This window comes from Pseudomonas sp. PDM03, from assembly GCF_014852385.1.
In the GTDB taxonomy this organism is placed as follows: Bacteria; Pseudomonadota; Gammaproteobacteria; order Pseudomonadales; family Pseudomonadaceae; genus Aquipseudomonas; species Aquipseudomonas migulae.
The window spans coordinates 866,829-888,153 of the sequence record NZ_JACVBM010000001.1 but is presented as its reverse complement, the minus strand read 5'-3'; the positions used below and the strand labels follow the sequence as shown (position 1 = coordinate 888,153).

16 protein-coding genes are annotated in these 21,325 nt (G+C 59.9%); 9 read left to right on the top strand and 7 right to left on the bottom strand.

Going from position 1 to position 21,325, the window contains the following annotated elements; all coding sequences use genetic code 11:
• The first annotated feature begins 8 nt into the window (after positions 1-8).
• From IB254_RS04025 to IB254_RS03990, 9 genes are all read left to right on the top strand, one after another.
• On the top strand, positions 9-1,331 hold the full coding sequence (locus IB254_RS04025; protein ID WP_192416494.1) for an MFS transporter: 1,323 nt from the start codon (positions 9-11) through the stop codon (positions 1,329-1,331).
• A gap of 141 nt (positions 1,332-1,472) precedes the next feature.
• A complete protein-coding gene (gene araD1 / locus IB254_RS04020) occupies positions 1,473-2,465 on the top strand; it encodes an AraD1 family protein (protein ID WP_192416493.1) in 993 nt (330 codons plus the stop codon).
• A gap of 10 nt (positions 2,466-2,475) precedes the next feature.
• Positions 2,476-4,050: an aldehyde dehydrogenase (NADP(+)) gene (locus tag IB254_RS04015; RefSeq protein ID WP_192416492.1), complete on the top strand. Its 1,575-nt coding sequence runs from the start codon at positions 2,476-2,478 to the stop codon at positions 4,048-4,050.
• Positions 4,051-4,249: 199 nt separating this feature from the next.
• Complete coding sequence (locus IB254_RS04010; protein ID WP_192416491.1) at positions 4,250-4,546, top strand: DUF5629 family protein; 297 nt, start codon at positions 4,250-4,252, stop codon at positions 4,544-4,546.
• Positions 4,539-5,708 carry a lactonase family protein gene (locus IB254_RS04005; protein WP_192416490.1) on the top strand — a complete coding sequence of 390 codons (1,170 nt, stop codon included), beginning with the start codon at positions 4,539-4,541 and terminating at the stop codon, positions 5,706-5,708. Before IB254_RS04010 ends, IB254_RS04005 begins: the two co-directional genes overlap by 8 nt.
• A 155-nt stretch (positions 5,709-5,863) precedes the next feature.
• Complete coding sequence (locus IB254_RS04000; protein ID WP_008030101.1) at positions 5,864-6,043, top strand: hypothetical protein; 180 nt, start codon at positions 5,864-5,866, stop codon at positions 6,041-6,043.
• Positions 6,044-6,254: 211 nt separating this feature from the next.
• The gene (locus IB254_RS29640) at positions 6,255-6,380 is read left to right on the top strand and encodes a hypothetical protein (RefSeq protein WP_008030104.1); all 126 of its coding nucleotides are present in this window, start codon (positions 6,255-6,257) and stop codon (positions 6,378-6,380) included.
• A 115-nt stretch (positions 6,381-6,495) separates the two neighbouring features.
• Entirely contained in the window at positions 6,496-6,708 is a 213-nt protein-coding gene (locus tag IB254_RS03995) for a hypothetical protein (RefSeq protein ID WP_008030105.1), read from the top strand.
• A complete protein-coding gene (locus tag IB254_RS03990; protein ID WP_008030107.1) occupies positions 6,705-6,962 on the top strand; it encodes a hypothetical protein in 258 nt (85 codons plus the stop codon). Before IB254_RS03995 ends, IB254_RS03990 begins: the two co-directional genes overlap by 4 nt.
• Positions 6,963-7,057: 95 nt before the next feature.
• Here IB254_RS03990 and IB254_RS03985 read toward each other — a convergent pair whose 3' ends face one another.
• The 7 genes from IB254_RS03985 to IB254_RS03955 all read right to left on the bottom strand — a co-directional run bounded on the left by IB254_RS03985 (position 7,058) and on the right by IB254_RS03955 (position 21,262).
• Complete coding sequence (locus IB254_RS03985; RefSeq protein WP_192416489.1) at positions 7,058-7,654, bottom strand: glutathione S-transferase; 597 nt, start codon at positions 7,652-7,654, stop codon at positions 7,058-7,060.
• Positions 7,651-11,292 carry an SbcC/MukB-like Walker B domain-containing protein gene (locus IB254_RS03980; protein WP_192416488.1) on the bottom strand — a complete coding sequence of 1,214 codons (3,642 nt, stop codon included), beginning with the start codon at positions 11,290-11,292 and terminating at the stop codon, positions 7,651-7,653. The genes IB254_RS03985 and IB254_RS03980 overlap by 4 nt, the downstream gene beginning before the upstream one ends.
• Entirely contained in the window at positions 11,289-12,533 is a 1,245-nt protein-coding gene (locus IB254_RS03975) for an exonuclease SbcCD subunit D C-terminal domain-containing protein (protein WP_192416487.1), read from the bottom strand. The genes IB254_RS03980 and IB254_RS03975 overlap by 4 nt, the downstream gene beginning before the upstream one ends.
• Before the next feature lie 1,161 nt (positions 12,534-13,694).
• Complete coding sequence (locus IB254_RS03970) at positions 13,695-14,444, bottom strand: hypothetical protein (RefSeq protein WP_225602236.1); 750 nt, start codon at positions 14,442-14,444, stop codon at positions 13,695-13,697.
• 364 nt (positions 14,445-14,808) lie between these two features.
• Positions 14,809-18,402 (bottom strand): toxin VasX, encoded by a 3,594-nt coding sequence (locus IB254_RS03965; RefSeq protein WP_192416485.1) that lies wholly within the window; start codon positions 18,400-18,402, stop codon positions 14,809-14,811.
• Positions 18,399-19,265, bottom strand: coding sequence for a DUF4123 domain-containing protein (locus IB254_RS03960; protein ID WP_192416484.1), 867 nt, complete (start codon positions 19,263-19,265; stop codon positions 18,399-18,401). Before IB254_RS03960 ends, IB254_RS03965 begins: the two co-directional genes overlap by 4 nt.
• Positions 19,262-21,262: a type VI secretion system tip protein VgrG gene (locus tag IB254_RS03955; protein WP_192416483.1), complete on the bottom strand. Its 2,001-nt coding sequence runs from the start codon at positions 21,260-21,262 to the stop codon at positions 19,262-19,264. Before IB254_RS03955 ends, IB254_RS03960 begins: the two co-directional genes overlap by 4 nt.
• Positions 21,263-21,325 lie beyond the last annotated feature (63 nt).

Here is a 21,325-nt window from a genome sequence, read left to right as displayed (position 1 = left end):
CCGATCTCATGAGCCAGGAACTGCGGCTTATTCGTCGCATCACGCTGAAACTGATTCCCTTCCTGATCCTGCTGTACCTGATCGCCTATGTGGATCGCTCCGCCGTGGGCTTCGCCAAGCTGCACATGGGCGCCGACATCGGTATCGGCGATGCGGCTTACGGCCTCGGTGCCGGGCTGTTTTTCATTGGTTACTTCCTGCTGGAAATCCCCAGCAACCTGATGCTCGAACGCTTCGGCGCGCGGCGATGGTTTGCGCGGATCATGGTCACCTGGGGCGCCATCACCATCGGCATGGCCTTCGTTCAAGGGGCGCACAGCTTCTACGTGATGCGCTTTTTGCTCGGCGCCGCCGAAGCCGGGTTCTTCCCGGGCGTTCTGTACTACATCACGCAGTGGTTCCCGGTTCGCCATCGCGGCAAGATCCTCGGCCTGTTCATCCTCTCCCAACCGATCGCCATGCTGATCACCGGCCCGGTGTCCGGCGGCCTGCTCGGCATGGACGGCATCCTCGGATTGCACGGCTGGCAGTGGCTGTTCATCGTCATCGGTTCCCCGGCGATCCTGCTGACCTGGCCGGTGCTGCGTTGGCTGCCTGACGGTCCGCAACAGGTGAAATGGATGGATCAGCCCGAGAAAGACTGGCTGGCCGGCGAACTGAAAAAGGACCTTGAGGAGTACGGCCAGACCCGCCACGGCAATCCGCTGCATGCGCTCAAGGACAAACGCGTGTTGCTGCTGGCGCTGTTTTATCTGCCGGTCACCCTGAGCATTTATGGCCTGGGTTTGTGGTTGCCGACGTTGATCAAGCAGTTCGGTGGCACTGATCTGGTGACGGGGTTCGTGTCGTCGGTGCCGTACATTTTCGGGATCATCGGTCTCTTGATCATCCCGCGCAGTTCCGACCGTTTGAATGATCGCTACGGCCACCTCGCGGTGCTGTATGTGTTGGGTGCCATCGGCTTGTTTCTCAGTGCCTGGCTGACGGTGCCGGTGCTGCAACTGGCGGCGCTGTGCCTGGTGGCATTCGCCCTGTTTTCCTGCACTGCGGTGTTCTGGACGTTGCCGGGCCGGTTCTTCGCCGGTGCCAGTGCGGCGGCGGGGATCGCGCTGATCAACTTGGTGGGCAACCTCGGTGGCTACATCGGTCCGTTCGTGATCGGCGCGCTGAAGGAATACACCGGCAACCTGGCTTCGGGGCTGTATTTCCTCTCGGGTGTGATGGTGTTCGGGCTGATTTTGACCGGCGTGGTTTATCGGTTGCTGGAGCGCAAGCATGTGCTGCCGGCGGACCAGTTTGCAGCCAGCGCACGTGGCGCTTCCCGCACCTGATCCGGACCTGTAGGAGCCGGCTTGCCGGCGATGGCGTCGGCACATCCGGCATCATTGTCGACAGGCCGATCGCTATCGCCGGCAAGCCGGCTCCTACAGGGTTCTGCGGTGTTTTTGAGAATTGCTTACAGGAGAAAATTCATGCGTTTGGTTCAATTCGAATTGTTTAACGGCGAGCGCCGGGTTGGCGTGGTCGAGGACGGTCTGGTCCGCGAGGTGCAGGACGCGCGCACGGTGCGCGATCTGGCGTTGGCGGCGATCGAGGCGGGAGTCAGCCTTGAGCAGCAAGTGAACGCCCTGGGCGTGGGTATCAGCCACGACTATGCAGATCTGCTGGCGAAACTGCGCATCCTGCCGCCGCTGGACCATCCGGACCCAGCACACATGCTCGTCAGCGGCACCGGCCTGACCCATTTGGGGAGTGCTTCGGCGCGGGACAAGATGCATCAGCAGGCCGGCGACGAAGCAACGATGACCGACACCCTGCGCATCTTCAAGTGGGGCGTGGAGGGCGGCAAACCGGCAGCGGGGCAGGCCGGTGTGCAACCGGAATGGTTCTACAAAGGTGACGGCAGCATCGTCGTTCGCCCCGGTCAACCGTTCCCGCTGCCGCCGTTTGCCGAAGACGCCGGAGAGGAGCCCGAGCTCAGCGGTCTTTACGTCATCGGTCACGATGGCAAGCCGTATCGCCTCGGTTATGCGGTGGGTAACGAGTTTTCCGATCACGTCATGGAGCGCAAGAACTACCTCTATCTGGCGCATTCCAAACTGCGCAGTTGCAGTTACGGGCCGGAGCTTCGGGTCGGTGAGCTGCCGGAGCATCTGGCGGGCACCAGCCGCATTTTGCGCGACGGCGAAGTGCTGTGGCAGAACGAGTTTCTCACCGGCGAGGCCAACATGTGCCACAGCCTGGAAAACCTCGAATACCACCATTTCAAATACAGCCAGTTCCTGCGCCCGGGGGACGTGCACATTCACTTCTTCGGAACCGCGACTCTGTCCTTTGCCGACGGCATTCGCACCCGGCCGGGGGATGTGTTCGAGATCAGTCAGGCCGAGTTCGGTGCGCCGTTGATCAACGGTATCGCACTGGTTGAAGCGGCTTTCGAGCCCGGCACCATCGGCATTCTTTAAGGAGCAACCTATGATTCTTGGTCACAACTATATTGGCGGCCAGCGCAGTGCCTGCGGCAGCGTCAAACTCCAGAGCGTCGACGCCAGTACCGGCGAGGCGTTACCTCACGACTTCTATCAGGCCACGCCGGAAGAAGTCGATGCCGCCGCCAAGGCTGCCGCTGCCGCGTACCCCGCTTATCGCAGCCTGAGCGCCGAGCGCCGCGCGCAATTCCTCGATGCCATTGCCGATGAGCTGGACGCGTTGGGCGATGAATTTGTCGCCGTGGTCTGCCGCGAAACCGCGCTGCCTGCCGCCCGCATTCAAGGCGAGCGCGGTCGCACCAGCGGCCAGATGCGCCTGTTCGCCAAAGTGCTGCGGCGCGGTGATTTCTATGGCGCCCGGATTGATCTGGCCCTGCCGGAGCGCAAGCCGTTGCCGCGTCCCGACCTGCGTCAGTACCGCATCGGCCTCGGCCCGGTCGCCGTGTTTGGCGCCAGCAATTTCCCGTTGGCGTTTTCCACCGCCGGCGGCGACACCGCTTCCGCCCTGGCCGCCGGTTGCCCGGTGGTGTTCAAGGCGCACAGCGGTCACATGGCCACGGCCGAGCAGGTCGCTGATGCAATCCTGCGCGCTGCGGAAAAAACCGGCATGCCGGTCGGTGTGTTCAACATGATCTACGGTGGCGGGGTCGGCGAAGCGCTGGTCAAGCACCCGGCGATTCAGGCAGTCGGTTTCACCGGTTCGCTCAAGGGTGGACGGGCGTTGTGCGACATGGCCGCTGCGCGTACACAACCGATCCCGGTGTTTGCCGAGATGTCGAGCATCAACCCAGTGATCGTCTTGCCCCAGGCCCTGGCCGTTCGCGCTGAAAGCGTGGCCCGTGACCTGACCGCTTCGGTGGTGCAAGGCTGTGGCCAGTTCTGCACCAACCCCGGCCTGGTGATCGGCATTCGCTCGGCGCAGTTCAGTGCGTTTGTGCAGCAGGTGGCGGGGTTGATCAACGATCAGCCCGCGCAAACCATGCTCAATGCCGGGACGTTGAGCAGTTATGGCCAAGGCCTGCAAAAACTCCTCGCGCACCCGGGCGTGACGCACCTGGCGGGTAATCCGCAGCAAGGTAATCAGGCGCAGCCGCAGTTGTTCAAGGCCGATGTCAGTCTGTTGCTCGACGGTGATGAAGTGCTGCAGGAAGAGGTCTTTGGCCCGACCACGGTGTTTGTCGAGGTGGCGGATCAGGCGCAACTCAGCGCTGCTTTAAATGGCCTGCACGGACAACTGACGGCAACGATCATTGGCGAACCGGCAGACTTCGAGCAGTTCGGCGAATTGACGGCGTTGCTGGAACAGAAGGTCGGGCGAATCCTGCTCAACGGCTATCCGACCGGTGTGGAAGTCTGCGATTCGATGGTCCATGGCGGGCCGTACCCGGCGACGTCCGATGCGCGCGGCACTTCGGTGGGCACGCTGGCGATTGACCGCTTCCTGCGGCCGGTGTGCTTCCAGAACTACCCCGACAGCCTGCTGCCGGAGGCGTTGAAGAACGGCAACCCGCTGCGTATTCAGCGGTTGGTGGATGGACAGCCGTCGCGTGATGCGCTCTAACGGCTGAACGCGATCCCCTGTAGGAGCAAGCTTGCTCGCGATAGCGGTGTGACAGTCGCATTGATACTGAATGTGCCACCGTCATCGCGAGCAAGCTTGCTCCTACAGGGGCTGTGGGGGGCAGGAGTTTTGTGGTCGGCTCAGAGCGGCTTCCACATTGCGCTATCATTGCGTCTTTCCCCTTCAAAGATTGACTGCCATGACTGCCTCAACCGACACCTTGCTCAACGCCCTCGAACACTGCGGAATGGTGGAAATCGACGGCTTGCATGCCTTCGAATTCGCCCTTGATGTCGACGACAATCTGCACATCGAATGCATGGACGGTCGAGCGGCCAAACACTGGGAATTCACCCCCGCTCAGGTTCAAGCGGCAACCTTCGATTCGACTTTGCAGAGCTGGCTGATCAAGGACAACGGCGGCGAACACCGCCTGGTCTGCCTCGGCGACGTTGTCAGTGGCGACAACGAAGACGACGAACAAGAGGATGCGTAATCTCTGGCCGCTGTTGATCGCCGGCAGCATCGGCGCAATGGGTGTTCAGGCCGCATCCGCCGACGACTATCAATTGCTCGTGGGTTCCTACACCGCCGGGCAAAGCCAGGGCATTTATCGCCTGAGTTTCGACAGCGCCACCGGGCAGCTCGACGCCAAGCCGTTGCAAGTGGTCAACAGCGAAAACCCGTCCTGGTTGACCCTGTCCAACGATCAACGTCACCTGTTCGTGGTCAACGAAAACGGCCCGGGACAAAAAGACCCGGTCGGGCGCGTCAGCAGTTATGCGATCGACGCCAAAACCCATGCGCTGCGCCTGATCAATCAGGTCCAGAGCCTGGGCAACGAGCCGACCCATTCGAGCCTCAGTGGCGATGCCAGCCACCTGTTCGTCAGCAATTATTCGGTGGCTGAAGACCCGGGCGGCACGCTGGCGGTGTTGCCGGTGGGCGCCGATGGCACGCTCAAAACCGTTGTGCAAATGAGCAGTCATCCGTCCAGCCGGGTCAACCCCGAGCGGCAGATGTCGGCGCATGTGCATTCGACGGTGTCCTCGCCGGATGGCAAGTTTGTGTTCTCCAATGATTTGGGCGCGGACAAGATCTTTGTCTATCGCTTCGATCCGAAGGCCAACCCGGACTTGCCGTTGATTGCGGCCACACCCGCGTCGGTCCAGTTGCCGCCCGGCAGCGGACCAAGGCATTTGCTGTTCAGTGCCGATGGCAAACACGCGTGGCTGACCATGGAAATGAGCGCGCAGGTCGCGGTGTTCGATTACCGCGACGGCACGCTTGAGCAAACGCAAATGGTCGATCTGGCGGCCGGGCAACCGACTTCGGACAAAGCCGCCGCAGCGTTGCATGCATCAAAGGATGGCAAGTTCCTCTACGTCAGCAACCGTGGCACTGCCAATCAGTTGCTGGTGTTTGCCATTGACCCGGCGACCGGCCACCTCAAAGAGCTGCAACGCCGTTCGGTGGAAGGGGATCACCCGCGCGAGTTCAGCCTCGATCCGAGTGGCAGGTTCGTGCTGATCGCCAATCAGAAAAGCAACCAGATTGTCGTCCTCGAACGCGATGCCAAGAGCGGTCTGCTGGGTAAAACCGTGCAGAAACTGCCGATGGATGCCCCGAGCGATCTGAAATTCCTGGTGCGTCAATAGGCCGCAGGCCCCGGTTGATGGGGCCTGCATCCTTCTATTAATGACGCTGATATCTGCTACTGCTACAAAAGATTTCAAGGCGTCAGCCTCGGCAGTTAAGTTTGCTTCACGGCCCCACCGGGCAAGCAAGCCAACTGAATCCGAGGAATACCGCCATGAACTTCAATCTCTTCTCTGTCATCGCCGCATCCGCCATCTCTGCCACCGTTGCTCTGCCAGCCAGCGCCAACGTTGAAATCAGCGACAAAAAATCCCACGCCCAGAGCTACACCCAGAAATACCTGCAACAGAGCGCCAACTTCTACGCAGCGCTGGATCACAAAACCCAAGCCTGAAAGCCAAGCCCTGCACCCTTTATGCAGGAGCGAAGTCACTTGCGCGGATCAAGCTGAAAAGCTTCGAGAAAGCCTGAGTGATGTCGCTCCTGCATAACGCGTTTACGACAGCATCATATTGCTATTAATGCTGCGCTTGATATCACATGGCCATGAGTTTAAATTTGACGCTGATTTATTGACTCCTTCTACTATAAAAAGGATCGACAGCATGGCGATGCGTCTGGCCGTGGTACTTCTATTCCTCTATTCAACCCCTATTTTATCTGCCGCAACGCCCGTTCCTGGCGAGCCTGACGCTGCCCGAGAGCGCATGATGAGTTTTATCGAAGGCTGAAATAGACTGGCTTAATGATCAACGAAGCTGATGGTGACTATGGATAACCCTGAGTGGTTATCACAGCTTTTTTGATCGATTCTGTGGGCACTGAAACATGCCCACGGAGAACACCATGGCCAGCGCAATCCTCACTTCTGCCAAACACGGCGCCTACCTGGCCATCGGTCTTTACGTGGCGCTGGTGTTGGTTGTCAGCATTACCGCGCAATCGCAACACGAAATCGACGCACCGATTCAGGTCGCTTATCCCGCCATTCAGTTCGAGCACCGCGCACAAAACGCCGTGATCGATCACGCAGACGTGGCGGGAGTGACAGGGGCATGAAAGGGGGCAAACTCTGGGTCATCGCCTTCCTGGCGTTCATGACCAACGGCTCATCACTGTTGGGCATCGGACAAGCCTCGGCAGGTTCCGTGGCTCGCGCTATCGAAGCCAATCACAACCTCGCTCGCAGCATCGAAACCGAAAAGGCCATGGGCCTGCTGGCCGGTAATCCACCGATCAAACGCCAAGGCGATTTCTTCGGGCCGTTCCAGGTCGATTGCTCGGTGCTGCAGATGTGTGAAGTGTTCGCCTGATACGCCACCGCCCCCTGTAGGAGCGAGGCTTGCCCGCGAAGCTTTTGGCAGACTTGATGACCCCTTCGCGGGCAAGCCTCGCTCCTACAGGGGGATCATTTCTTCATGATTGATGTGAACAGGTCCGATTCCAGGAATCGCTGCAACCACGCCTGCAACCGCACGTAAGGCGTCTGCCCGAACCACTCGCGATCGACATGGGCGAACTGCCGAACGAACGGCATCAACGCCACATCCGCCAGGCTCGGATGCACCGCCAGCAAGTAATCGCGGCCCTCCAGCAACGCGTCCAGCCTGCGCAAGAACACCTCACCCTCGCTGCGATAAAACGCCATTGGCTGCTCGGGATAACGCTCGGCGTACTTGTAGCGATTCAGGTGCACCTTGAACACCTGATCGTTCTCTTCGATCAGCGCCGCGATCTGCGCTTGCCCCGCAGGATCATCCTTGAGTAACCAATCCTGCGGATCGTTCTGCGCCAATGCCCAGTGCATGATCGCCAGACTTTCATCGATGACCTGGCCGTCGACGCTCAGCACCGGCACCGTGCCTTTGCTCGACAGTGCGAGCATCTCGGCAGGCTTGGCCTTCAGGCTGACCTCGACGATGTTCACGGCAACGTCCGAGTAACGCAGGGCCATCCGCGCCCGCATGGCGTACGGGCAGCGGCGGAAGGAGTACAGCGTGGTCATTTCACCTCCAGGGTACTCAGGCCGTTGCCCTGACGGTGGACCTGGATCTGCACCGGAATCCGTTCGTGCATTTCCTGGACGTGGGAAATCACTGCGACCTTGCGGCCCTGAGCCTGCAAGCCATCGAGGGCGTCCATCGCCAGTTGCAGGGATTCCGGATCGAGGCTGCCGAAGCCTTCGTCGATGAACAGCGATTCGATTTTCAGCGTGCTCGACGCCATCGAAGCCAGGCCCAATGCCAGGGCCAGCGACACCAGGAACGTCTCGCCGCCGGACAGCGAATGCACCGAGCGCAGCTCGTCGCCCATCTCGGTGTCCATCACCAGCAAGCCCAGCATGCTGCCGCCGCGTTTGAGGCGATAGCGCCGCACCAGTTGCCGCAACTGCACGTTGGCGTGATGCACCAGCAGGTCGAGGTTGTAGGCCTGGGCGATCTTGCGGAAGGTGTCGCCGGTCGCAGAGCCGATCAAGGCATTCAAGCGTGCCCAGCGCTGATACTCGCTGTAAGCGTCGGCGATCTGTTGTGCCAGAGCCTGATTGGCGTTCTGCCGGCGCTGGTCCTCGGCCTGTTCGGCGCGCAGTTCGGCGCAACGGTGCTCGCTGGCGGCAAACTGGTTTTGCAGCTCGGACAGGGCGGTGGCCAGTTGCGCGGCATCGAGATTACCGTTGTGCTGCGCCTGATGACTGGCCAGACGCTTATCGCGTTCCTGCAACAACACCTTGGCTTGTTCGATGGCTTTTTCGTTGTGCTGCAACCGTTGACGCAATTCGCTGACCTGTTGGTCGTCGACGCTCAGCAACTGCTCAAGGCCGCCGTCATCCAGTTCCGGATGCAAGGCGCGCCAGTCGGCAATCTTCAGGCCCAGTTCACGATCTTCGCTTTCAAGGGCGAGCAGACGGTCTTGCTGCGCTTTCAGTTCCGCTGCCAGTTGCACCAGGCGCGTGCGCACCGATTGCAGTTCCTGACTGACTGTCGCTTGGGCATTGCGCGCCTGTTCGACGGCTTGATCCAGTTGCTGTTGCCAGTGTTCGGCGCTGCTGTGGGAGCCGAGCAGTTGCGTCAGTTGCTGCTGGCAAGCCTGTTGCTGCTCGGTGAGCGTGGTGAACTGGCGCTGAGCTGTTTCCAGCTGCTGGACGCGGGTCAGTTGACGATCCTGTTCCTTCTCCAGCGTCTGCTGGCGTTGTAGCTGTTCGCTCAGTTCATCGCGTTGCTGGTCGAGTTGCTCCAGGCGCTGGGCGATCTGCCGGTCGAGCTGCATGAAGGTCGCAGCCGGTTCGTTGCGCAAGGCGTCCAGTGTGTCGGCCGGGAGCAGGGTGCTGAAGGCGATCAGCTCTTCGTCCAGGCGCTGACGGTCATTGCTCAACTCGCGTTGCTGGTTGGCCAGATGCTGGGTCGCCTGCTGACTCGCGGTTTCGGCGTTGCGCAGTTGCTGTTGCAGGCGCGTGGCGTCCTGCTGCAGGGTGAGCAGGGCGGTCTGGCGCTGTTCGTCCTGCGTGATGCTTTGGTTCAACTGGCTGTTTTGCTGGTTCAACCAGGCATCGCGTTTGGCGCTGTCCTGTGTGAAAAGCTGCGCGGATAACGGGTGCGCATCGAGGCTCGGGGCCAGGCTTTGCTGCTGAGCGAGCAGTTGTTCCTGCTGTTGCAGCAATTCCTTCTGTTGCGCAATCACGCCGCCGACTTCGGTACGCAGGTCGGTGAGTTTTTCCTTGAGCGAATCCACCGCTTTTTGCGCGTTGGCCTGTTCGCTTTCATCATGGCGGCCGAGGCTTTGCAGCAGCGCTTCGGGCTGATGATAAGGATGGTCCGGGCTGCCGCAGACCGGGCAGGGCTGATCATCCTGTAGTTGCTCGCGCAGTTCTTCGACACTGGCGCTGCGTGCCAGACGCTGACGTTCCAGCAGTTCGCGGGTCACCGTCAGGGTCTGTTCGGCCACGGTCAATTCGTTTTTGGTTTTCACCCCGTCCTGGGTCAGGCGGTCGCGCTCCTGCTGGGCAACGGTTTGACGTTGCTGCAATTCGGCGATGCGCTTGTCCAGTTCCTGCTGGCCAGTCCACAGTCGCGTCAGCTCTTCAATGGCGCGCAGTTGCTTGCGGTTGTCCTGCAACAGAGTGCCCAGCAGCTGGATCTGTTCGGCCACCGCATCAGGCTCGGCGCCGGCCTCTTTGTAGAGCACTTCCAGATTCTGTTTTTGCGCCGCCAATTCCTCGGCGGCATGGGTGGCGTTCTGCTCCAGAGAGGCCAGTTCCGCCTGTCCCTTGTTCAATCGATTGCCGATCAGCATCAATTGTTGCAAGCGGTCGCGGTAGGCGTTCCAGGCATCGCTGAGCGGCGCCAGATGGGTGCTTTGCTCAAGCTCGGCGGCAATCCGTTGCAGACGCTCGGCAACCCGGTTCTGTTGCTCAAGCAAACCTTGAATCGTCTGTTGGCCTTCGGAGCAGGCCCGTTCCGCTTGCTGCTTGAGGTCGGCGCTGAGGCCGGTGTCCTTGATCAGGCGGGCGAGGGTGCTTTGCGCTTCAAAGGCCTGGCGCAGCAGTGGCGCGCTTGAGGTGTGTTGGCTTTGTGCCTCGATCAGCGCGGTTTGCGCTGCGCTGAGACTGTGTTCGAGTTGCGTCTGACGGGTTTGCAGATCCTGTTCTTGCCCGGTGTGCTGCTGGATTTGCGCGGCCAGGGGCGTGAGCTGGGCGGTCAGTTCGGTCTTGCGGGCGAACTGGTGCCGTTGTGGTGCCAGTTGTTCCAGTCGAGTCAGCTTCAAGCGGTCGCTGGCCAGGTTTTCCCAATCCTGCCGGGCGCTGGTCAGTTGCTCGGTGGCGCTGAGCTGCTCGTCCTGCAATTGGCGCAGCTCTTTCAGCCAGGTGTGTTGCAACTCCAACTGTTTAAGTTGCGCCTGTTGAGTCTTCAATTGCTGCTGTGCTTCGTTGAAGCGTTCATCCAGTTCTGCGCGGGCTTCGGTCGACAGCGGCGTGACGCCGGTGGCCTGATCCTGCAACAGCTTGTGCGCTTCACGGGCCTCTTTGGCCTTGTCGAAGGCGCGACGGCCGAGACGCGTGTAGAGCGCGGTGTCGGTGAGTTTTTCCAGCAGTTCGCTGCGTTCGTTGTCGTTGGCCTTGAGGAACGCACTGAATTCGCTCTGGGCCAGCAACACGGCACGGGTGAATTGCTCGAAGTTCAAGCCCAGGACAGCTTCGAGCTGGACCTTGAATTCAACCTTCTGACTGGCCAGCAGTTGATCCAGATCGATGTCGCGCAAGCTCTGACGGCTGTGTTGCAGCTTGCCGCCGGCCTTTTCCCGGGCGCGATTGGCTTCCCAGCGCGCGCGGTAGCGACGGCCATCGATGCCGACGAAATCCACTTCGGCATAGCCTTCACCCGTACCGCGACGCAGCAATGTGCGCGGGTCGCCGGTGCTGATCTCGCCGTCGGCGTCCGGCGCTTTGGCCGACACTTGCGCGTTGCTCAGCCGAGGTACGGCGCCGAACAGCGCCAGGCACAAGGCATCGAGCAAGGTGCTTTTACCTGCACCGGTCGGCCCTGTGATGGCGAACAAGCCGGCACTGGCCAACGGTTCGGCGGTGAAGTCGATTTCAAACGGCCCGGCCAGGGAGGCGAGGTTTTTCAGACGGATCGCGAGAATTTTCATGGCTGTTCGCTCTCCATTTGCACGTCTTGCAACAGCTCGGCGAAGTCCTTCAGCGTTTGCTCATCGACCTCGCTGCCGTAGTTGTCCTGCCAGGCGCGGCTGAACAATTCCTGAGGCGTGAGCTGGTCCAGTTCAACCAGGGTCGCACCGTCATCGAGGCCATCACGGCTGCCGTTGCCGGCGTACTCAGCGGCGATGCGCACCAGGCGCACGGCTTTGCCTTGCAGCGCGGTTTCGACCTGATGGCGCAAGTCCGGTTGTGGCTCGTCGAGGCGCACCCGCACTTCCAGCCACGGCTGACGCTGAATGTCGGCGAGCAAGTCGATGTTCGGCAGGTCGCCCAGTTGCAGCAGGATGTCAGCCAGAGGTGCCGGGCCGATACGTTGCAGGTTGACGGCGCGGGGAATCAGTTTCGGTTCGACGCTGATCAGGGTTTCACCGTCGAGCTGGACGTCGAGAATCTGATGCTGATAACCGATTTCGGAGAACGACAATGGAATCGGCGAGCCGCTGTAGCGAATGCGCTCTTCACCGTTGACCTTCTGTGGTTTGTGCAAGTGGCCAAGGGCAACGTAGCTGATGCTCGGGCCGAAGAGACTGGCGGGCAGGGCTTCGGCGTTACCGATGATCAGGCTGCGCTCGGAATCTTCGGACACCGAACCGCCGGCCATGTGCGCATGACTGATGGCAATCAGCGCCTGACCTTTCTTGCGCTTGGCGTTGGCGGCTTCGATCAGCCATTCGTGAACCTGACCGATCCCGCGCAAGTAGTTGTCGCCCAGGTGCGCGCCGGTCACTTCGGCAGGTCGCAAAAATGGCAACGCCAGGCACCAGGCGACGGTTTTGCCCTTGGCGTCCGGCAGTGGCAGCAGTAGACGCTCGGCGTCGAGTTGGCCGTCATCCAGCCACAACACACGACCCAGCGCATGCGTGCGCAAACGGCGCATCAACGGTGCAGGCAATTCGATGCGCGAGCCGGAGTCATGATTGCCGGCGATCATCACGATGGTCAGCTTCGGCTGCTGTTCGTGGGCGCTGACGATGAAATCGTAGAGGCGTTCCTGGGCTTTGACCGGTGGATTGACCGTGTCGAAGATATCGCCGGCGATCAACAGCACATCGGGCTGGTCCAGTTTCAGTTGATGCAGCAGCCAATCGAGGAAACAGCCGTGCTCGAAATCGCGTTCCTGGCCGTGCAGGTTCTGCCCAAGGTGCCAGTCGGAGGTGTGAAACAGACGCAAGGCGAGCTCCGTAGGAAATAAGGTGATGGCCGCGTGGGAATTGAAGGCGGCTAAAGGGGGGGGAGTTTACTGGCAAATACTTACCTTGCCTCCGAAAAATGCCTTCGCGATCAAATTTGCTCCAAGCAATGGACGGGGGATGTGAATGATTCTCCCAACTTATGGAAGCAGAAAAATTCGGAAATGACCTACATAAAAAATTGAATACCCCTGCATTTTTAAATGAGCCAGCTTGCCAAAGTCGCCATTTTTAAGAGCGAATATCGCCATGAAAAAATCCAGAGAAACGAAGTCATTACACTTGTCAAAACTTATAGGGGCGAGTGCAAAATTTTCTGTTGTAGTGATTTTCTCTTTTACATTGGTCGGGTGCGGAGACGACAAAGCGCCTACTGTTAGTTGGTTTATGGATAATCCAACAGAAATATATCGAACCCTAGGGGAATGTAGCTATTTAACAAAGTACAGCCCTGTGCCGAATTACACGTGGTGTGAGAATGCACGAACTGCATCTATAACGCTAAGTAGGAGGCGAAGTGATCTTGAAAAAGAAAAACACTTGGCTGCTGCAAGGGGTACTCCTGAGAACCTCAAAACAATTCATTGGTATGAGGGTAATCGCACTGCACGACAGGCGAAACTCAGGGAGTGCAAAGTAAGTGCAGGGAAAGGGGATATTGAGTTTGATCATGGCTGCTTTAACGCTACACGAGCCGGAATGAATCAGTATATAAGGGGCGGGTCTGGCGCATTCTATGGCGAAACTATGGGTGAGTTGACGCAGATACTACGCGCTGTATCTCCACTGCCCGACGCAGTCCCGCCCAACGCGCGCCAGTCTCGTGCGTCCCGCAATACCCTTGAAAGTGAGGCCCCGGCGGGCAAGCCTCTCCCGGGACAGGAGCCAGTCGAGCTTCTTGATCGGGTAACCAAAAAAGTCGTTGCACCATAAACTGAAAACTAAGTGCAGGCCTTCTATTTCAATAACGCGCCGGTTCTACTTGTCGCCGACTTTGATCAGTGTTTGGATAAGCCGACTAACGAGCAGTATCGTTCCACTAATATAAAAAACGAGCCTTGCCTCGGGGTGGGGAACGCGAACGGCGTGGGTTTGGGAAGTCCACTCGCCGTTTGCGTTCATATACACTCGGCCAAAACACTTCATGCTCTACGTTTGTCCGTCGGATTCAATCGCTGCACCTCGGCAAAGATCTCGGTGATCGGTCGGCGTGGCTGGCGTTTGTGCAAGGCGCGAACCTGGGCGCTCATCCGCACGAGTTCTTCGCTGGGTTTCGCCCATTGTTCTTTCGGCAGCGGCTCGGACCATTGGCGCATGGCGTCGGGCATGGCCTGCGGGCCGATTTTCTGCAGGCGGCGTACTTCCCATTCGACCAAGTGGTTGGGAATCGTCCACAAGGTCATGACGTGGTACAGGTACCAGAAAAAACCTGATACTCGATTGCGGGAACCGTCACGGATTTGCTCGTGCATGCGTGCGCGGGCGTTGTGGAAGGTGTGCAGGCCTTCGCGGGGCGGGTCGTCGGGGCCTTGCAGGTCTAGCGGGTCCTGAATGGATTTGAGGTCGTTGACCTCGTACTCCATGTAGCCGCGAATCGCTTCCCAGTAGCTGATGGCGATGGGCAGGCCGGCGCAGGGGAATTCGACGCTGGTGAGGATTTCGCCATGCTGGAAACCGATGCCCATGCCGTATTGACGACGGACGCCGTACTGGGTGACGCCTTGGGCTTCGATGACCCAAGCGGAGAGGGATTCCCAGGGGACGAAGACGGGTTCGGTGGCGTTTTCGGGCATGAAGCAGACTTCGCGGCGTTGGCGGTTGAAGCGGGTGGGGATGATGGTGAGGCGTTTTTTGTGGTTGTAGAGCCAGACGGCGAGGCCGATGAGTAACATGAGAAAACCGCCCTGTGCGGCTAGCGGGTAGGACGCATGGAAGACTCCTTGTATGGCGTGAGATATATCGTCCCAACCCATCCCGAACAAAAAAAACATGAAACCGCCTATGAGTGGAAACAGGAACGCAACCGAGAAAGCAACACTGAATGGCCCACCTAATATGGCTTGCCATGAAAATATCTGCGGCGATCCCAGCCCGAAATCCATGTACACCTCATTGAGTTCCCCGATGTGAGGCCCCAACGGCGGCAGCGGTGTTGGCAATGGCAGCGGCGCGAGATAAGTGATTCTCCCACTCGGAAACGGCTCGACATCACCGGCGTTGCGGGAGGGCTCAAGGTGCGAGGGTGTTGGAGATACATCAATCTTGGTGGGCATGGTCAGCCAGCTCCAGCAGGTGGGGTTCAACCAGCAACAGCGGGGGATGCTCGGTGACGGATTGACGGGGTAACGAAGGGAAATGGCCCTGACCGCGCGGGTTGAGGTGAATAACGTCAATCTGCGATTCCCACTCCCCCTTGGCGTTCAAGGTCTGTATACAGACGGCCAGCTCCAGTGTTTCGGACGCCGGGGTAAATTCGGCGCCAGTGTCCAATGGACAGTGCAGGCACAGCACCAGCCGATCCGGGGCTGCTTGCGCGATGCGCAGACTGTTCACCACTTCAGTGCTGATGATCGACTTGCGTTCTTGCGACACATCTCGGCTGTGCAGGGGAACGGAAATGCGCTGTGCACCGATCCCCAGGCGATGAGCCGGTTGACCACTCAACGGTGGCTGAAAGTCACTGAGCTTGTGCCTTGGCAGGACCAGATGAATGTCTCTGGGGTTGGCTTTCAGCAGCAGGTTTTTCAGCCACGAGTCATGCTCGTTCGGGCCCAGTTGCGCATATGGCGCGTTGAGCAAATAACCCAGATAGCGTTGATATTCGTCCAGGGTATGGTCGCCTCGCTTGTCGGCATCCAGACTCCATGGTGTGGTTTTCAGCCATTTGTCGTGGGCGCTGAGGTTGTAGCGGTTGTACAGCCAGGTGCCGACCAGTTCCAATACGGTGAACAGGGCGCCGGCCAGGTTGACGCGGAAGAACACCGTGGACAGTCGAGTGCCCGCGGCGGCCCAGGCAGTCGTTCGGGCTTCTGCCCCCCTTGCTGTCAGTACTTTGAAGGTAGCGTGGGTCGTGTGGCTTAAACCATAAGCATTAATGCCCGTCATGCCGCCTGCGCCCACTGTGGCAAGCGCGGCACTACTCTGTTCAGCGCGATCTCCGGTACGTATCGCCTGCTGCCATTTATGCTGCTGGGAATTGAAGCTGGACAGTGAAGCAACAAGACCAAAACCGTACGTAAAAAGGCCTAAGCCAACATGCATTTTCCCCACTTGCACATGCACATTCTGCAAGGCATGAAGCTGAAGTCCTGCGACGAGATCTGCGCTCTGCGCCTTTAGCGCGGTTTGCGCCAGACTCTGCGCCGCAGTGAATCCCGCCGCACCAGTAGCTGCCAGCGCACTGGCTAAGGGCATCCAGACGCGCTTGTTCTTGGATTGGTTGGTCAGCTCTCTCACCACCGAAACCAAATTCACCCCCTGCACCAAAAACACCAACAACCCCATCCCCTCACTTCGAATCAACTCTCCATTCGGCACGCCTTGAACCCCCAGGCGAATATCCTTCAGCAAACTCCGCACCTCCATCTGCTGCGCCGGTGGAAACACCACCGTCATTCCCGCCCGAGCCTGTGTCGCGCCATGCAACCGCACCGACTGATCCGGCAGTTCCGCAATCGGGCTCAACGCGCCGGCCAATCGTCCTTCCAGCAACGTCAACTGCCGACGCACGCGCAGGATCTCGTCCTGCAGCTCCATCGCCCGTGGCGTCTTGTGCCCCTGGCGATTCTTGTTGTGGTTGATCTGGTTGCGTTCGCGGGTCAGTACTTGCAGATAGTCGCGTTCCCTGAGCAGTTCCTTGAGCTGGGTTTGCAACGCCGCGTGTTCCGCCGGGCTGGCGACGGTGAAGGTCACGCCGGTAGTTCTTGCGGCGTCGAGGATCCGTCCCGATAGCGCCTTGGGCAGTTTGCGGAACAGCTCGTCGAGGTCGGGGATTTTCTCGCCCGTCAGATCGAACCCCTCCAGCACCTGGCTCAGGCCCAGGTTCAGCGCGGGGCTGAGGCTCTGCCGGGCTGCGTCAGCGACAGTGCGGGTGTGTTCCGGCAAGTCGTCGAGCGCCGGCAGGTGCGGTCGTTCGATCTTGTTCAGCTCGGCCAGCCAGAGCGGCAGGTTGTTGAACCACCCCATCACGGCATTGAACACGTTGGTGTATTGCGCGGCCTTTTCCGATTGCAGGCGCAGCGGCAAGGTATGGAACAGCGGTCGGGTCAGTTCCGGGTGTTCCTCCAGATAACCGAGCAGGATGGCGCTGGCGTGGTCGCTGCGGCAGATGTCCTTGAGGCAGGCGTATTCGGCGGTGAAGGCCTGATGCAGTTGCTGTTGATCCTGAGCGTCGTAATACCAGGCCGAACGATGGAAGTGACCGGCCGCCACCAGCCCTGTGCGGTCGGCGGTGAGACGATCGAGCATCCGGTTCCAGCGGCTGAGGTCGTCGCGATGCCGATCCAGCGCCGCGTCCATGGCCGGGCGGTCGATCAAGTCATTGATCCCGCGTTTACCGCTGAGCCAAGAGCCGTCGAGCCCCTCACTGACACGTCGGTGGTGGTCCTGGCCGAGGTGAATCAGCGTGTGCAGGTGACGGTCGACGAAAGCGTCGGGCGCGCCGGCGAAATGTTTGCGTGTGTAAAAGCGCCGATCGGCGGCTGCAATGGCGCGCTCTTCGGCCGTGAAGTCCGGCGTGAGGCTGTCGAACCGGTTCAGCTCACGAGCGCCATCGACGGCTTGATTGCGCAATGACTCCAGTTCCGGCGGTGCCGGTACGTCCAGCGGTTCAACGTTGCCACCCTTGTTCAGGTAGTCGAGCAAGGCCTGGCGAGTGCGTTCGCGATCCGGCTCCGGCAGCTGTTCCAGATCGTCGAACAGTGCCTTGACCTTCGGGTGGGTGTCGGCCTTGCCCAGGGCACTGATGTCCTCGGCACTGAGCTGGCTCAGGGATTCGATGTAACAGGCCAACAGGTAATCGCGTTCGTTGTTATCGGCATTGATCCAGTCGTTGACCCAACCGACGACAGTGTCCTGGTACTCGGCCAGGTCGCGCAGCACACCGAGGTCGTCATTCACCACGAGGAACAGCGTGTCGTCCTGATAAGGTCCGCGCACCTGGCCCAGAAACTCACCGATATGCGCCTCGCGAAAGCGCCGTGGCTGCTCCCACAAATAGGGTTCACGCTCGTGCTCGGGGGCATCGCTGACCTTCACTGTCGGCAGCGTCACGGCGTCGGTGTGCGCCTGTGTGGTCGGCACGTTCGCAAGTTCCGCCAGCCACTGTCTGCCTTGGTCGACCGTGAGCAAGTGCTCACCACCGGTGTCGCAATCCACCGGACCCAGATCGACGACTTGCATGAAGTGCTCGCGTTCCTCGCGGCTGTCGAGCACTTGCGCGCATTTGGTCGCCGTCCATTGCACTTCGGCAAAGTTCACATACAGGGTGCTGCGTCTTGAAAAGATCAGCGCCGGACGTTCCTCAATGGGCGTGCGCTGATCGCTGCCGACCGTTTTTCCCTTGTGCAGGAGGGCGCTGATCAAGCCGTTGTGCACCTGATATTCGTGGAGTTCACCGGTCACGCTGTCGATCACATACAACCAGCCATCGCGCAGCATACGAATACCCAACGGACGGGCCGTCAGGGCGTAGGGTAATTTCAGTTCGGAGCCGGGGTCGAGGGGCTTTTCCACCAGGCCATAGCGCAGGGGTAGCAACTGCACTTGGGTTTTGCGCAGAGGGCAGGCACCGGGGGAACCGATGGCGGTTTTCGAGGCGGCCGCCGCCGCAAGGTTGGCAGGGTGGGTCATGAGCGTTCCCCTTCAGTGGCAAAGCGGCAGGCCAGATCTGCGGCCAGCGCGACGCGCTCACCGGGCGATTGCAGCGATGGCGTGTGAAGCAATTGGGCGATGTGCGGATGTTGTTCGAGCGCCGAGCCGTCCAGCCAGGCCATGACGTTGGCGTAGTAAAAAAGCTCGGATTGACCACTCAGGCCGAGGGTGATGGCTTGCGCCTCCAGTTGTTCAAGCGATGGCCAGCGTTGAGCGACGGTTTCGCCGCGGTGGCGAGCAGGGAAGTGCGTGAGCAAATGGGCGTCGAGTTCGAGCAATGCCCGGCGCCGATCAACATGTTCCAGTGCTGCATTCAGTTCAGGGCTCAGGCGATAGGGCGTCGGCAGCTCAGGGCATTCATTCAACAAGGGGTGATGACGATGCCAATGGACGTCGACGCTGTCGGCCATCACCAGGCAGGAAATCGGGCCGAACAAACGCTGATCGCCGCTGCCGAACAGCGCCTGTGCCACGGCCGCATCGGCCAGGCGCAAAACCACCGGCAGGCCTTCGGGCAACTCAACGGTCAGCAGTTTGCGTAAGTGTTGAGCGACGTCATGTGCGGGCTGGCTGCTGAACAACAACACTCCCCACTCTTCGTGCGCCTGTTGCAGATAGAACTGAAAAACCGGGTCGTCAGGACCTGGAATGGCCACCAGCAGCGGTGAGATATCCCGCAGTGCGGTGAAGGGGGCACTGTCATACAGCGCAATCGTGCTGACAGCGGGATTGAGTGTTTTCAAGCGCTGCGGCAAATCACTGAAGGTCGTGCCGTCCAGCAACAGGAACGCCTGCTGCTCGCTCCAGGGCAGGTCTTCAGGCAGGGAAATCGAAAGTTTCATGCTTGGGCGGCCTCGCAAATCAGGCAGCGCGAGGCACGAGTTGAAACCAGGGCGCGGCGTTGCTGCGCCACGTGAAACGCCACTTCCAGCAAGGGCAATGCGCCCGGCATCAGCGGCTCTGCCGGCAGGCTCATGGGCGGTGAGCCGCCCTGCAGAATCGGTACGCTGCTGAAAATACCTTCCGGCCCCAACACCAGCCATTGACCGCCACCCACGAGCCCCAGGTGCGTCCCGCCATTGATCACGACTTGTTGCACGGCGCTGAAGTGGAGTTGTTGCGTAGCGCTGAGTCGTTGATTGGCGACACGAACATGCTGCGAGCCAAGGACCACGAGGTGATCATCCTGCCTGAGTTCGGTCAGTCGGTTGCCTTGGGTCAAGTGGCGTTCTTCGCCGCGCAATTCGTGGCTGCTGATGCCACCGACCAGCACGCTGCGCTGGTTGTCGACCTGAAGGCGTTCATCGTTCAGAACGTGCTGCACGAAATCGCGCTGGGCGCGCAGGGCAATTTCCTCGGCGCCTTTTCTGTCCTCGATGCGCAGCTCGTTGTAACCACCACCGCCGGGACTGCTTTGGCTACGGAAAATGCTGCGGGTGTGCTCGGCGGGCAAATCCAGAGGTACCGGTGTCGCGGCGTTGGGCAGGCAGGCAACCACGACGGGCTTGTCCGGATCGCCATCAGTAAAACCCACCAGCACTTCCATGCCGACTCGCGGGATTTGCACACTGCCGTAGCGGTCATGGGCCCAGCCCGTGGCGACACGCAACCAGCAACTCGATTGTTCGTTGCGCTGGCCGTCGCGGTCCCAGAGCAGCTGGACTTTTACCCGCCCGTACTGATCACAATAAATCTCTTCACCGGGCGGTCCAGTGACGACGGCGTGCTGGTTGCCCGTCATCCGGGGCTTGGGGTGATCAAGGGGCGGTCGGAAAATCACCTCCCACGGCGTGGCGACAAATTCGTTACGGTAACCCTGACGAAATCCATCCTCCGGGCTGGCGTCAGGCATCGACTCCTCAAGCACCTGCGGCTGTAAGCCGACATGCTCGACTTGCGTCAACAGCCACAGTCCGTTCCATTGCGCGCGAGGGTGTTCGGTCATCTCGACAAAGTGGCCACTGCGCAGGGCACTTTGGTCGCTGCGTCCGCTGGCAAGCTGGTAGTCGGCGCGGTGACGTTCCAGTGCCTGGTTGGCCAGATGTTTACCACGGTCTCGATGGAGGAACTGGCCTGGAAAGGCATAGTCCTCAAGGTGCGGGGCCAGCGGTTTTTCAGACACGCTGTCGAGTTGCAGGTTCGGTTTCTCGAAGTCGTAATCACGACGGCTGACGTGGGTCGGGCGGGTATTCAGTTGCAGCTTGAATTGGTCGATGACTGGCGCTTCGGCGACCATGCCGCTGGCTTGCCTGTACGCGGTTGACCGTTCTGGTTTCGGAAAACCGGTTTGATCGTCGCCGAACACCAGCACATGCCCCTCGGCGCTGTGCTGAAAGTGGAAGTGCAAACCTTCCTCTTCACACAGCCTTTGAAGAAAATGCAGGTCGGTTTCGTACTGAACACAATAAAGCCGAGGCCGGTACTCGCCGCTCAGTTGGAAACGCCAGGTATCGGGCTGTATTCCCTGCTCTTTGAGCACCTGTTCGATGATTTTCGGCACGCTCTGGTGCTGAAAAATACGCTGGTTGTGGCAGTGAGTGAGATAGGCGAGGCGGGGCACCAAGGTCATCTGATAGCGAGTCAGGCGTTTGCCGCTATCGCCTTGGGCGATTTGATAAACCTGCCCGTGAAGGCCCGCGTCGTCTGGACCGAAGCGCAGAAAAGCCGAACGATGCAACAGTGCATCGAGGTCCAGGTCGGGGCGCTCGCTGACCAGCTCCAGCTTGACTTCGTAAGGCCGGTTAAGTGCTTCCTTGGCACGGAACTCGACGACCTGAAGGTCGTGGGGGAAACCTTCAATATCGAGTCTGAAAATGACGGGTTTGACGGCGCTGAACATCCACATTTCCTTGTGCCTATTTCAAGACACCGGACTTTGCGTGGATCGCCGGAATAGCACAGT

Coding starts and splice junctions, on each gene's coding strand:
- IB254_RS04025 (WP_192416494.1), top strand. CDS start 9: ATGAGCCAGGAACTGCGGCTTATTCGTCGCATCACGCTGAAACTGATT.
- araD1 (WP_192416493.1), top strand. CDS start 1,473: ATGCGTTTGGTTCAATTCGAATTGTTTAACGGCGAGCGCCGGGTTGGC.
- IB254_RS04015 (WP_192416492.1), top strand. CDS start 2,476: ATGATTCTTGGTCACAACTATATTGGCGGCCAGCGCAGTGCCTGCGGC.
- IB254_RS04010 (WP_192416491.1), top strand. CDS start 4,250: ATGACTGCCTCAACCGACACCTTGCTCAACGCCCTCGAACACTGCGGA.
- IB254_RS04005 (WP_192416490.1), top strand. CDS start 4,539: ATGCGTAATCTCTGGCCGCTGTTGATCGCCGGCAGCATCGGCGCAATG.
- IB254_RS04000 (WP_008030101.1), top strand. CDS start 5,864: ATGAACTTCAATCTCTTCTCTGTCATCGCCGCATCCGCCATCTCTGCC.
- IB254_RS29640 (WP_008030104.1), top strand. CDS start 6,255: ATGGCGATGCGTCTGGCCGTGGTACTTCTATTCCTCTATTCAACCCCT.
- IB254_RS03995 (WP_008030105.1), top strand. CDS start 6,496: ATGGCCAGCGCAATCCTCACTTCTGCCAAACACGGCGCCTACCTGGCC.
- IB254_RS03990 (WP_008030107.1), top strand. CDS start 6,705: ATGAAAGGGGGCAAACTCTGGGTCATCGCCTTCCTGGCGTTCATGACC.
- IB254_RS03985 (WP_192416489.1), bottom strand. CDS start 7,654: ATGACCACGCTGTACTCCTTCCGCCGCTGCCCGTACGCCATGCGGGCG.
- IB254_RS03980 (WP_192416488.1), bottom strand. CDS start 11,292: ATGAAAATTCTCGCGATCCGTCTGAAAAACCTCGCCTCCCTGGCCGGG.
- IB254_RS03970 (WP_225602236.1), bottom strand. CDS start 14,444: ATGTTACTCATCGGCCTCGCCGTCTGGCTCTACAACCACAAAAAACGC.
- IB254_RS03965 (WP_192416485.1), bottom strand. CDS start 18,402: ATGACCCACCCTGCCAACCTTGCGGCGGCGGCCGCCTCGAAAACCGCC.
- IB254_RS03960 (WP_192416484.1), bottom strand. CDS start 19,265: ATGAAACTTTCGATTTCCCTGCCTGAAGACCTGCCCTGGAGCGAGCAG.
- IB254_RS03955 (WP_192416483.1), bottom strand. CDS start 21,262: ATGTTCAGCGCCGTCAAACCCGTCATTTTCAGACTCGATATTGAAGGT.